Raw genomic sequence first — 12713 nt, 5'->3', positions numbered from 1 at the left:
GTGGAAATGTTCCGCAAATTGCTGGATCAAGGTCAGGCAGGCGACAACGTCGGCGTATTGCTGCGCGGTACTAAACGCGAAGAAGTTGAGCGCGGTCAAGTATTGGCTAAACCCGGTTCAATTACCCCGCACACCAAATTCAAAGCAGAAGTGTATGTATTGAGCAAAGAAGAGGGCGGTCGTCATACCCCGTTTTTTGCCAACTACCGTCCGCAATTCTATTTCCGTACTACTGACGTAACCGGTGCGGTTACCTTGTCAGAAGGCGTGGAAATGGTGATGCCGGGTGAAAATGTTGCCATTACTGTAGAATTGATTGCCCCCATTGCAATGGAAGAAGGCTTGCGCTTCGCCATTCGTGAAGGCGGTCGTACAGTGGGTGCAGGTGTTGTGGCTACCGTGATTGCGTAATAATAGGTTTACAGGCCAGTAGCTCAATTGGTAGAGTATCGGTCTCCAAAACCGAGGGTTGGGGGTTCGAGACCCTCCTGGCCTGCCAAAAATCAGACTAACCGGCCAAGTGCCGGTTAGTCTTTTTATTGTTTATACTAAGTAGGTGTTTTTATGAATCAAAAAACATCGGAAGATGTCGCAGTAAAGGCAACAAAATTGTCAAAAACCGAATTGAAACAACGTGCGCAGCAAGAAGAACGGCAAAGTAAACGCATGGATTTAGTAAAATTTGTTTTGGCGGGATTGTTGGTGGCAGGTGGTTTGTGGGCGTTTTATGCGTTTACGGCTCAACTGTCTGTGTATGTGCGTGCGCTGTTTCCTGCTGCGGGCGTATTGTTGGCTGTTGTGATTGTCTTTTTCTGGACGGTAAGCGGTCATCAATTAACAGGGTATGTCAAAGAATCCGTTATTGAAGCAAAAAAAGTGGTGTGGCCGGAACGAACGGAAACCATGCGCATGACCTTGTTTGTAATGGCGTTTGTTGCTGTATTGGCCCTGTTTATCTGGGGCGTGGACAGCGTTATTTCATGGCTGTTTTTTGACGTCTTAATGAAAAGGAGTTAAGCCATGAGCAAGCAATGGTATGTGGTTCATGCGTATTCGGGTTTCGAAAAAAATGTTCAGAGAACACTCAAGGAACGCATTGAACGCGAGAATATGGGTGATTATTTTGGTCAGATTTTAGTGCCGGTTGAAGAAGTGGTGGAAATTAAAAACGGCAGAAAAGCCATTACGGAACGTAAGTTTTACCCCGGCTATGTGTTGGTGGAAATGGCAATGACCGACGAATCTTGGCATTTGGTTAAAAGTACGCCGCGTGTTACTGGTTTTATCGGCGGAACGGCAAACCGACCTTTACCGATTTCTCAGCGTGAAGTTGATGCTATTTTGCAACAAGTACAAAGCGGCGTGGAAAAACCCAAACCCAAAGTACAGTTTGAAATCGGACAACAAGTCCGTGTGAACGAAGGACCATTTGCAGATTTCAGCGGTGTGGTAGAAGAAGTAAATTACGACCGCAATAAATTGCGGGTTGCCGTGCAGATTTTCGGACGGGAAACCCCTGTGGAGTTGGAATTTGCACAGGTTGAAAAACTGGTTTAAAGACCGGCAGATGATGTTGAAATAAAAGCGATACTTGCGAAATAGCAAGAAATGTTTTATTATTAATAGTTATTTTTGGGGAGCGGCATTTAATCATGTTGCGTTTGACCCGTTTTTTGGAGTGCAATCAAAGTGGCAAAAAAAATTGTCGGCTATATTAAACTGCAGGTTCCTGCAGGTAAAGCCAACCCTTCTCCGCCGATTGGTCCTGCTTTGGGTCAGCGCGGCTTGAATATTATGGAGTTTTGTAAAGCGTTTAATGCGGCAACCCAAGGCATGGAGCCCGGTTTGCCCACGCCGGTAGTGATTACTGCGTTCGCTGACAAATCTTTTACTTTTGTGATGAAAACGCCGCCGGCAAGTATTTTGCTGAAAAAAGCCGCCGGTATTCAAAAAGGCAGTTCCAATCCTTTGACGCAAAAAGTGGGTAAAGTAACCCGTGCGCAATTGGAAGAAATCGCCAAAACCAAAGAGCCGGATTTAACCGCTGCTGACTTGGATGCCGCTGTGCGTATTATCGCTGGCAGTGCGCGTTCAATGGGCTTAGATGTGGAGGGCGTGTAAATGGCTAAATTGTCTAAGCGCATGCAATCACTGCGTACTGCAGTGGATCGCAATAAACTGTACCCTATTAATGAAGCCATTGTTTTGGTGAAAACCAACGCGACCGCCAAGTTTAATGAATCCATTGATGTTTCTTTTAATTTGGGTGTTGATCCGCGTAAATCCGATCAAGTGATTCGCGGTTCTGTGGTGTTGCCTAAAGGTACGGGTAAAACCACCCGTGTTGCCGTGTTTACTCAAGGTGCGAATGCCGAAGCGGCAAAAGCAGCCGGTGCAGATGTGGTTGGTTTTGAAGATTTGGCTGAAGAAGTGAAAAAAGGCAATCTGAATTTCGATGTGGTGATTGCCTCTCCTGATGCCATGCGTATTGTTGGTCAATTGGGTACGATTTTGGGTCCGCGCGGCTTAATGCCGAATCCGAAAGTCGGTACAGTTACGCCCAACGTGGCAGAAGCTGTGAAAAATGCCAAAGCCGGTCAAGTGCAATACCGTACTGATAAAGCCGGTATTATTCACGCCACCATTGGCAGAGCTTCTTTCAATGAAGCCGATTTGCGTGAAAATTTCAATGCCTTATTAGATGCTTTGGTGAAAGCCAAACCGGCAGCAGCCAAAGGTCAATACCTGAAAAAAATTGCCGTCTCCAGCACAATGGGTTTGGGTGTACGCGTTGATGTAGGCAGTGCCAACAGCTAAGCAGATATTAAAAATGCTTTTCAGGTAGCCTGAATCATAAATAGACTGCCTGAAAACAAAGGTGTTAATCTTAGATTAACATCATGGGCTGTCCGAATAAAATAATCGGACGGATGTCCAAGACCGTAGGGGATTTTTATCTTAAACCAAATGATCATCAAAGCAATATTGGTGATGATTTCAGCCCTACGCAGACGGTAGTCCCGGAATTTATTTTGTAAGCTTTGCTTATCAATGTCTTTTTGGGTTGCCGCGCTGGGTGGAGTGGTTTTTTAAACTGCTCTGAATGATAAACAGTGGAGGTATATCTTGAGTCTCAATATTGAAACCAAGAAAGCAGCCGTGGAAGAAATCAGAGCCGCTATTGCGAATGCTCAAACCATGGTGATTGCTGAGTATCGCGGTATCGGTGTTGCCAGTATGACCGAGTTGCGCGCCAACGCCCGTAAAGAGGGCGTGTATTTACACGTGTTGAAAAACACCATGGCTCGCCGCGCGGTAGAAGGTACTTCATTTGCAGCATTGGCAGACCAAATGGTAGGTCCTTTGGTTTATGCTACATCTGAAGATCCTGTTGCTGCTGCAAAAGTGTTGCACCAATTCTCGAAAAAAGACGACAAAATCGTACTCAAAGCCGGTTCTTACAACGGCGATTTATTGGATTCGGCGCAAACGGCAGAGTTGGCATCAATTCCGAGTTACGAAGAGTTGTTGGCGAAACTTTTGGGTGTGATGCAAGCACCTGTATCCGGTTTTGCTCGTGCATTGGCAGCTTTGGCAGAGAAAAAAGCCGAAGAAGCAGCTTGATAAAAGCGCACGATAACTGAGTTACTTTTTATTTAATTGATTATTTTGGAGTTTGATAGCATGGCGATTACTAAAGAAGACATTTTGGAAGCAGTAGGCAATTTGACTGTGATGGAATTAAACGACTTGGTTAAAGCGTTTGAAGAAAAATTCGGTGTTTCTGCTGCTGCTTTGGCAGTGGGCGGCGGTGCTGCAGGCGGTGCTGCGGCAGCTGTTGAAGAAAAAACTGAATTTGACGTCATCTTAACTGAAGCCGGCGCACAAAAAGTAGGCGTGATTAAAGTGGTTCGCACCATCACCGGTTTGGGCTTGAAAGAAGCCAAAGACATGGTTGACGGTGCACCGAAAGCAGTTAAAGAAGCCATTTCTAAAGCCGAAGCCGAAGACATCAAAAAACAACTGGAAGAAGCTGGCGCAAAAGTCGAAATCAAATAAGTTGTTTCTGTTGCATTACGCAAAACAGACCGATAATGAATGTTATCGGTCTGTTTTTGTTTAGACGGAATAATAAATTGAGCAGAATATTCAACAATTAATGGCTTCTTTTAAGATAAGATTGTTTTTTTATTATCAGTTTCAAAGCAAGTCTCATTCAAAATCCTGTGTCAGCAGTGAACGCTACCCATTTAAGGTGTTGGTAAGGCTGTATTTATATTAAAAAACAGTATCTTAGTTATTTTAAACGGGTTGTACCAAATCAATAATCAATATACAACCAAACTACTTTTTTCATCACGCAGCAATCCGAAACAACCAAGCCACTGTATGGTAGAAAGCGGAATGAAAAATCGTATTCACGTGCAAAAAAATAGCCGTTTAGCCATGTCTTGTTTGGTGTACATGGATTATTTAAATGGTGTTTCATTTTTCAGCCAATTATCCATCAATGCTTGATTGGCAATGCTCAAAAGTGCAGTGTCAGCATGGGCTGCCTGAACGGTAAGCGTGGTTTGGTACAAAATATTGTCGCGAATATAATCTATGTTGATGATGTCTCCGATTGAGCAGGTTTGCCATTGTGCTGAAAAATCGCTGATGATTTCGCGGTTGATTGCAATGATTTGGTCGTTTGCACATAAACCCGCCGCCTCGGCACTGCCGCCATTGAAAACTTGTGTGAGAACGATTCCTAAAGCGGCTGCCTGAAAACGTGCGCCGAAGTCGGCAGCAGGGGTGTTGGCGGCAGGGAATGTGTTTGCATAAGCACCGCCGTGTTGCGGCGGCAGGGCAAACCATTGCAGGGCAATACCGATTGTTTGCAGGGATTCAGCCAGCGGTAAATCCCCTGTATGGTCAATACAGGCTGCCTGAAAATCGCTTAAATCCACATTAACGGCTTGTTCAGCCAAATTTAACCATTCATTTTCAGCCAGTCCTTGATGCCGTTGCTGCCAGTCGCGGTAAAGATAACGCATCACGTCATCTAAATTTTTTTGTCCTTGGCTGATGCGGCGAATGTGTGTATCCAAACACAGTGCCGCCAACGCGCCTTTTTGATAATAACTGACAATGGCATTGGGGCTGTTTTCGTTTTGCCGATAGTATTTGGTCCATGCTGTGAAACTGGATTCAGCGAGGCTTTGCTGTAAACGCCCTGCACCTTGCTGGACACGGGTAATTGTTTTGGCGAGCAGGTTCAGATATTGCGACGGGTTGATGACGCCGCTGCGCACCAAAAATAAATCATCGTAATAAGAGGTAATGCCTTCAAATGCCCATAACAGGCGGGTGTAGGCTTCTTGGTTTAAATCGCTGTCGGCAAAGGCTTTGGGTTTGATTGATTTGACGTTCCAAGCGTGAAAATACTCATGACTGAATAAGCCAAGCAGGTTAATGTAGGCATCATCGGTTTCGCTGCCCATATTGCGTCGGGGCAGGGCGCGGCGGTCGGTCATGAGGGTGGTGGAGGCAATGTGTTCTAAGCCGCCGTATATTTTATTGCCGACAAACAACAAAAAAACATAGTGAGTGAACGGCGGTTGTGCGTCAAACAGAGCCAATTCGGTCTCACAAATACGCTGTACATCGTGCAATAAACGATCGTGATCGAATACATCATGGTGTCCGCTGATGACGATTTCATGCGGAATATCGGCTGCCTGAAACGATAAGCGCAATAACTGCCCCATTTCCACGGGGTAGTCAATGAATTCACGGTAGTTGGCTGCCTGAAAACTGTGCGCAGTGTTGGTTTTTGGCAACGCGGTGGCGATGCCCCAATATTCAGGCAATCCGTGAATGGTCAGGCGGCAAGGCTCTTGCTTGCGGTTATGGTGATACAAAAATAAGCATGCACCGTCAAAAAAACCGCGCTTCGTGCTTAAAAATGAGCCGCGTACAGAAACATCAAAGGCATATACACGGTAGTCGATTCGCCAGTGTCCGAGTTGTCCGCACAGCTGCCATGTGTTTTTATTAATTTGGGTAATGCCTTGATTTTCTTCATTGCAAGATGCGTTAATGCAGACAATATGGCGTGAGAAGTCTCGGATAAGGTAGCTGCCTGCTACCCAGTTGGGCAGGCTGATACAAAAGTCAGTATCATCGGTTTGCTCAAAACACAAGCTGATTTGCCATAAATGCTGTTCTAAGGAATAAGGGGTGATGTAATAATGCAACATGGTTAGTTCCTGTCTGAATTGATGCTTAAACAAATTTAACAAAGAGTAAGCGTATTGATGTAAGTCAAAATACTTATTCCGTAAAAGTTATAGTCTTACCCAATATTGATTTTTGTTGGGAGAATTAAATTAAATTTGCATTGTATTGTGGTTTGTGGCTGGCTGAAGCGGTATTTTTGCTTTAAAATGCCAGACAGTTAAAACGTCTGTGATTTTGTTAATTTGAATTTACGGATTTGTTTTATAGTAATAAAGGGTATCGGAGGGAGTGGCGCCATGTTTTCATGGACGGCTTATATCAACCGATGACAAATCAATAAAGCCATTCTTTGATAATGGAGAGCTTTTATGGAAACGCAAACTTATAACTACAAGGTGGTACGGCAGTTTACTGTCATGACCGTAGTTTGGGGTATTGTGGGAATGCTGGTCGGTGTGCTTATTGCCGCTCAGTTGTTTGCACCTGCACTGGATTTGAGCAATATCGGTCCGTGGTTTCACTTCGGTCGCTTGCGTCCGTTGCATACCAATGCGGTGATTTTCGCATTTGGTGGTTGCGGCTTGTTCGCTACTTCTTACTACATCGTTCAGCGCACGTGTAATGTACGCTTGTTTGGTGAGAAATTTTTCTTGCCTCAGTTCACATTCTGGGGCTGGCAATTGGTGATTGTTCTTGCCGCTGTTACTTTACCTTTGGGTCTCACCCAAGGCAAAGAATACGCTGAACTGATTTGGCCGATTGACATTTTGATTACTTTGATTTGGGTGGCTTACGCCATTGTGTTTTTCGGCACAATTGCCACTCGGAAAGTCAAACATATCTATGTGGCAAACTGGTTTTACGGTGCATTTATTTTAGCGGTTGCTTTATTGCACATTGTTAACAGTTTGGCAGTGCCTTCTACCTTCACCAGCTCTTACCCTGTTTACGCCGGTGCAATTGATGCCATGGTGCAATGGTGGTACGGCCATAATGCTGTGGGCTTTTTCCTGACAGCTGCTTTCTTGGGTATGATGTATTACTTCGTACCGAAACAAGCAGGCCGTCCGGTTTACTCCTACCGTTTGTCTGTGGTTCACTTCTGGGCATTGATTTTTACTTACATGTGGGCAGGTCCTCACCACTTGCATTACACCGCATTGCCCGACTGGACTCAGTCTTTGGGTATGGTGTTCTCTTTGATTTTGTTCGCACCCAGCTGGGGCGGTATGATCAACGGCATCATGACATTATCCGGCGCATGGCACAAACTGCGCACCGATCCTATTCTGAAATTCTTGGTGGTGTCTTTGTCTTTTTACGGCATGTCCACCTTTGAAGGTCCGATGATGTCCATTAAATCAGTAAATGCGTTAAGCCACTATACCGATTGGACAGTTGGTCACGTGCATTCCGGTGCATTGGGTTGGGTGGGCTTTGTTACCATCGGTTCTATGTACTATCTGATTCCCCGTTTGTTTGGCCGCAAAGAAATGTATTCAGTTAAACTGATTGAAACCCATTTCTGGATTGCCACCATCGGTATTGTGTTATACATCGCTTCTATGTGGATTTCAGGTGTAATGCAAGGCTTGATGTGGGGTGCGTTGAATGATGACGGCACATTGACCTACTCATTCGTTGAATCAGTGAAGCAAAGTATGATTTTCTATCAAATTCGCTTTACAGGTGGTCTGCTGTATCTGGTTGGCATGTTGCTGATGGCATATAACATGTATCGCACCATTGCTGCGGGCAAAGCCGTGGATGCAGAAATCCCTGCGGTTTCTCAAATCCAGCACTAATCCGGGAAGGACGAATATCATGAGTTTGCAAAAATTAGCCGAAGAAAAAGTCGGTTTCCTGATTGTATTCACCTTGTTGGTGATTAGCGTAGGCTTGCTGATTGAGGTGATTCCTTTGTTCGGGCAAAAATCGGTAACAGAACCTGCTCCGGGCGTGAAACCTTATACCGCTTTACAAGTGGCGGGTCGTGATGTGTATATTCGCGAGGGTTGCTACAATTGCCACTCGCAAATGATCCGCCCGTTCCGTGCGGAAACCGAGCGTTACGGTCATTATTCTGTTGGCGGTGAGTCTGTTTACGATCATCCGTTCCAATGGGGTTCTAAACGTACCGGTCCTGATTTGGCGCGTGTGGGTACTCGCTACTCTGATGAGTGGCATCGTATTCACCTGTTGAATCCGCGCGATGTGGTGCCTGAGTCCAACATGCCTGCTTTCCCGTGGCTTGATCAAAACACCGTTGATGGTGCCACTGTGCAAAAACACATGAAAACATTGCGTGTAGTGGGTGTGCCTTATACCGATGAAGACATTGCCGGTGCTGCCAAAGCAGTGGAAGGTAAGTCGGAATTGGATGCAGTGATCGCCTATCTGCAAGGCTTGGGTTTAGCATTGAAAAACGTAAGGTAAACCAACATGGGTGACTTGAATTTGGCGCGCTCGCTATATACCGTCGGCTGTTTTTTGGCTTTTGTGTTGATACTGCTGTATGCCTATAGCCGCAAAAATAAACGTGCTTACGACGATGAAGCCAGGCGCATCATTGAAGATAAAGACACACCGAAACAATAAGGGTCACCCGTGATCACGGAGCATAAAGAATGAACACTTCCCAATTTACCAGTAATTTCTGGAATATTTACATCTTTGTGATTGTCATTGCCAGTTTTCTGGGTTTGGCATGGCTGTTGATTTCACAAAATAAAGTGAAAGGTGACAGCACCAAAGGCGGTCAAGTTGAAACCATGGGGCACTCATGGGACGGCATTGAAGAATACAACAATCCGTTGCCGCGCTGGTGGTTTTACTTGTTTGTATTAACAGTACTGTTTGGCATTGCCTATTTTATTCTCTACCCGGGTATGGGCGATTATAAAGGCGTGTTCAACTGGAGCAGCAGCAATCAGTATGAACAGGAAGTTAAAGTAGCCGATGCGAAGTACGGTCCTATTTACCAAAAATTTGGTCAAATGCCGGTTGAAGCATTGGCAGCAGACCCGCAGGCAAACCGCATTGGCAAAAACCTGTTCGACACCTACTGTATTCAGTGTCATGGTTCTGATGCTAAGGGTAGCCGCGGTTTCCCGAACTTGACTGACCACGATTGGTTGTGGGGCGGTACACCGGATAAAATCCAAGAAACCGTCACCAATGGTCGTCTGGGTGTTATGGCAGCTTGGGGCCCGGCTTTGGGTGAAGAAAAAGTAAAAGACGCTGCGAACTATGTATTGTCTTTGTCCGGCGCGAACCACGATGCCGCCCGTGCCAAACTGGGTGATGCTGTGTTTCACGGTCCTCCGGCAAACTGCTTTACTTGCCACGGTCCTGACGGCAAAGGCATTCAAGGTTTGGGTCCGAACTTGACCGATGACACTTGGTTGTGGGGCGGTACTGAAAAAGCCATTGTTAACACCATTACCAATGGTCATACCAACCAGATGCCGGCATGGAATACTTTCTTGGATAAAGATAAAATCCATATCTTAACCGCTTATGTTTGGGGTTTGTCTAATAAAGGTGATGCAGCGGCTGCCAATGCACAACCCGCAGCAGCTTCACAACCTGCCGCTGTGACTGATGAAGCCAAAACCGTGGTGGAAAATGGTGTTGTAACCATGTATTTTGCCAGCGGTAAATCTGATTTGGCTGCCAATACCAGCGAGGCTTTGGCTGAAGTGGTGAAAGGTGTTGGCGAAGGTAAAACTGCAGTGATTTCAGGCTACCACGATTCTACCGGTGATGCTGTGAAAAACGCTGAATTGGCAAAAGAACGTGCCGTTAAAGCAAAAGATGCACTGGTGGCTTTGGGTGTACCTGAAGACAAAGTACAGCTGGAAAAACCGATTTCTTCTGATGGTGGTGATACATCAGCAGGACGCCGTGTTGAGGTATTGTTGAAATAATTCAGCTGTCTTTTAGGCAATCGTTATAGATTGTATTGAATAAACCGCATCTGATCAGTTTGCCGAATGGTTAAACATGTTGAAGATGCGGTTTTTGTTGATTAAGCCAAATAGATTATGGGGCTGCCTGAAAAAAAGGTTTACCATAACGGAAATAATTGTTGGTCATTACGGTTTGTCAGCGCATGTTTAATAAAAACACATACAGCTGAACAACAGTGTTTTTTAAAATTTCGCTGTTCCGCCATCGGACAGAGAAAAGCGATTGCGGCAATTCAGGTTCTGCATGATGAAATCTTGTGTGTTGCTTGCGATAACAGGGATTTTGGTTTTGGTTCAATAGCGGTTAGTACTCAGAGACCTTGGTTTTTGGAAAAATAGATTTGTTTAACCATAGCCAAACTACTTTTTTCCATTACGCAGCAATCCGAAATAATCATGTTCTGTGTGGTAGAAATCGGAATGAAAAATCGTATCTATATGTAAAAATTTAACTGCTCAGCTGTATTTAAGAGGGTTGCGGACTTAATAGATAGTGTGTTGGCATATATTTTGCGGATAACATTTAATCAAATACCAAGCCGATTATTGGGATTGAATTAGTGTCTGGTTACCATTTTTTGAAATTCAATGAAGTGAAGGAAATATTGTGTTAAATCTTAGTAAAATCAGAAATGTAACTATTGTTGGCGGTGGCACGGCGGGCTGGTGTGCTGCCATTATGCTGCGTGGTATTTTGGGCAAACACGTGGATGTTACCGTGATTGAATCCACTGAAATCGGTGTGATTGGCGTGGGCGAAGGTGGTTTGCCAAATTTGATGGATTTTTTAGACCACAATAATATTTCTTTGGCGGAATTTATTGATTCAACTCAAGCCACGTTTAAATGGGGATTTTCTTACGAAGGCTGGCGCACCGGCAAAGAAGATGATCGCTATTTTCATCTGTTCGGTCACAGAGACGACAGAACAGTGAAATCATCACATGGTATGTTCCCGTATTTATCGGAATTGATTGCGCACGGCATTCCCTTGGAATATGCACACTTGGGCGTAGATGCCATTTATAAAAATGTTGATCAAGTAGAAGCCTTTCAAATCTATAAACAGCTCTCTGAACAAGCGCAACCGATTAATACCTCTTTTCATTTCGATAGTTACCGAATTGCCAAATATTTTGGCAAAACCGCACGTGAACGCGGGGTAAAATATCACGATACCAAGATTACCGATGTGTTGTTTAACGAACAAGGCTATGTTACCCAATTGGTAACGGAATCAGGGGTATTTGACACTGATTTTGTGATTGATGCTTCCGGTTTGGCGCGGTTGGTGATTAATCGAATGCAGCCGGAGTGGGAAACTTTTTCTCCTTATTTATTGATGAATGCCGCTATTCCTTTCAATATGCCGCACCCCTTTCCCAATCCATGTTTGTATTCACGCGGTATTGCCATGGATTCGGGCTGGATGTGGCAAATTCCATTGATAGAGCGAGTGGGTGCAGGCTATGTGTTCAGCAGTCAGCACATCAGTCCGGAAAAGGCACACGCTGAAGTAGAAAGAAAACTGGGTTACAAAGTAGAGATTAACAAGCTCATTCAATTTGATCCGGGTTGTCATCGTGAAGTTTGGAAAAAAAATGTAATGGCATTGGGTCTGTCATCGGGCTTTGTTGAGCCCTTAGAAGCCACCAGTATTGGGCAAATGCTGGATCAATTGCGCCTCTTTGCTTCCATTTTTGCCACCACTTTGGGCGTTATTCCACAGCATGTTATTGATAATTTCAACATTGCCAATCATGCCAGCTGGATGGAGATTCGTGATTTCCTGAGAATGCACTATGATGTGCCGCGTCAAGACACGCCGTTTTGGCAAGATGTGGCAAAAAGCCCTTATCCTGAAAGTTATCGTGAATTAAAAGAAGTGTGGCAGCTGCGTACGCCGCGAGCCATTGATCTTAAAAGCTATGCACCCTACGGCAGAAGATTAATGTTTGGCACGTGGTCGTGGACTTATGTCGGTGCAGGCGTGGGATCTGTTTCTCCGCAAGGTGCGGCAAGTGAGCTTTCTTTGCTTAAACCGGAAATGCGGCAAGAGCTGGAAAATTTCCGTATGGAGTCTTTACAAAAGAAAGCCGCTTTTGAAAAAAAGTAGTTTGATTTTTGATATTTATTGATTTTCAGGCAGCCTGATGTTTTCAAAAAGGCTGCCTATTGTTTTCACATATAGCTAGTCGTCCCTGAAGAACCTGATCTAAAATATTCAAACAACTTGCCAAAAATCTTGTCTTAAAAACCTAAATAAAATTAAATTTTTTCGACAAAAAAACAACCATGTCAACAATTTACGGAAATTGTAAGTAGCGGCAGCCGAAATCGGATTGATTTCATTACCAATCTTGCCTTTTAAATAATTGATGCCCATACGGTTATCTTTTTTCAAATGACCGATAATGGGTTCTATTGCACTGCGCCGCTTCATCATCTTTTTCATCAATTGACCGGCTGTTTTAGGTATTCTTCCAACCAAATAAATATCAGCCTCTGCTTTTCCTT

13 protein-coding genes, 1 tRNA gene and 1 pseudogene are annotated in these 12713 nt (G+C 44.6%); 13 read left to right on the top strand and 2 right to left on the bottom strand.

Annotation, left to right across the window (positions count from 1 at the left end; genetic code table 11):
* From Q384_RS09475 to rplL, 8 genes are all read left to right on the top strand, one after another.
* On the top strand, nucleotides 1-411 hold a 411-nt coding region (locus Q384_RS09475), incomplete at its 5' end, for an EF-Tu C-terminal domain-related protein (protein WP_037586635.1).
* Nucleotides 412-423: 12 nt separating this feature from the next.
* A tRNA-Trp gene (locus Q384_RS09470) sits at nucleotides 424-499 on the top strand.
* A gap of 65 nt (nucleotides 500-564) precedes the next feature.
* Nucleotides 565-1017 (top strand): preprotein translocase subunit SecE, encoded by a 453-nt coding sequence (secE, locus tag Q384_RS09465; RefSeq protein WP_051940836.1) that lies wholly within the window; start codon nucleotides 565-567, stop codon nucleotides 1015-1017.
* Nucleotides 1018-1020: 3 nt separating this feature from the next.
* Nucleotides 1021-1557: a transcription termination/antitermination protein NusG gene (nusG, locus tag Q384_RS09460; RefSeq protein ID WP_037587416.1), complete on the top strand. Its 537-nt coding sequence runs from the start codon at nucleotides 1021-1023 to the stop codon at nucleotides 1555-1557.
* 132 nt (nucleotides 1558-1689) lie between these two features.
* Nucleotides 1690-2121 carry a 50S ribosomal protein L11 gene (gene rplK, locus Q384_RS09455; protein ID WP_037587414.1) on the top strand — a complete coding sequence of 144 codons (432 nt, stop codon included), beginning with the start codon at nucleotides 1690-1692 and terminating at the stop codon, nucleotides 2119-2121.
* A complete protein-coding gene (gene rplA, locus Q384_RS09450) occupies nucleotides 2122-2817 on the top strand; it encodes a 50S ribosomal protein L1 (RefSeq protein ID WP_037587411.1) in 696 nt (231 codons plus the stop codon).
* Nucleotides 2818-3126: 309 nt separating this feature from the next.
* Nucleotides 3127-3624, top strand: a complete 498-nt coding sequence (gene rplJ, locus Q384_RS09445) for a 50S ribosomal protein L10 (RefSeq protein ID WP_037587405.1) — start codon at nucleotides 3127-3129, stop codon at nucleotides 3622-3624.
* A gap of 60 nt (nucleotides 3625-3684) precedes the next feature.
* Complete coding sequence (gene rplL, locus Q384_RS09440) at nucleotides 3685-4059, top strand: 50S ribosomal protein L7/L12 (protein ID WP_037587404.1); 375 nt, start codon at nucleotides 3685-3687, stop codon at nucleotides 4057-4059.
* A gap of 410 nt (nucleotides 4060-4469) precedes the next feature.
* Here rplL and Q384_RS09435 read toward each other — a convergent pair whose 3' ends face one another.
* Nucleotides 4470-6245 (bottom strand): M61 family metallopeptidase, encoded by a 1776-nt coding sequence (locus tag Q384_RS09435; protein ID WP_037587402.1) that lies wholly within the window; start codon nucleotides 6243-6245, stop codon nucleotides 4470-4472.
* Between the two features lie 348 nt (nucleotides 6246-6593).
* Between Q384_RS09435 and ccoN the strand changes: the two genes are divergently transcribed.
* The 5 genes from ccoN (at nucleotide 6594) to Q384_RS09410 (ending at nucleotide 12312) form a co-directional block, all read left to right on the top strand.
* On the top strand, nucleotides 6594-8030 hold the full coding sequence (ccoN, locus tag Q384_RS09430) for a cytochrome-c oxidase, cbb3-type subunit I (RefSeq protein ID WP_037587400.1): 1437 nt from the start codon (nucleotides 6594-6596) through the stop codon (nucleotides 8028-8030).
* 19 nt (nucleotides 8031-8049) lie between these two features.
* On the top strand, nucleotides 8050-8661 hold the full coding sequence (ccoO, locus tag Q384_RS09425) for a cytochrome-c oxidase, cbb3-type subunit II (protein ID WP_037587397.1): 612 nt from the start codon (nucleotides 8050-8052) through the stop codon (nucleotides 8659-8661).
* A 6-nt stretch (nucleotides 8662-8667) separates the two neighbouring features.
* Nucleotides 8668-8823 carry a cbb3-type cytochrome oxidase subunit 3 gene (locus Q384_RS12990; protein WP_084224461.1) on the top strand — a complete coding sequence of 52 codons (156 nt, stop codon included), beginning with the start codon at nucleotides 8668-8670 and terminating at the stop codon, nucleotides 8821-8823.
* A gap of 29 nt (nucleotides 8824-8852) precedes the next feature.
* Nucleotides 8853-10154 (top strand): cytochrome-c oxidase, cbb3-type subunit III, encoded by a 1302-nt coding sequence (ccoP, locus tag Q384_RS09420; RefSeq protein ID WP_084224460.1) that lies wholly within the window; start codon nucleotides 8853-8855, stop codon nucleotides 10152-10154.
* Between the two features lie 649 nt (nucleotides 10155-10803).
* On the top strand, nucleotides 10804-12312 hold the full coding sequence (locus Q384_RS09410; protein WP_037587393.1) for a tryptophan 7-halogenase: 1509 nt from the start codon (nucleotides 10804-10806) through the stop codon (nucleotides 12310-12312).
* A 108-nt stretch (nucleotides 12313-12420) separates the two neighbouring features.
* On the opposite strand, the pseudogene Q384_RS13640 reads toward Q384_RS09410, so the two are convergent.
* A pseudogene (locus Q384_RS13640) lies at nucleotides 12421-12713 on the bottom strand (hypothetical protein); the annotation flags it as partial.

It is taken from the genome of Stenoxybacter acetivorans DSM 19021 (assembly GCF_000745895.1).
Classification (GTDB): Bacteria; Pseudomonadota; Gammaproteobacteria; order Burkholderiales; family Neisseriaceae; genus Stenoxybacter; species Stenoxybacter acetivorans.
Note: the sequence above shows the minus strand (reverse complement) of the source record. Positions and strands in the feature narration are given on the sequence as shown.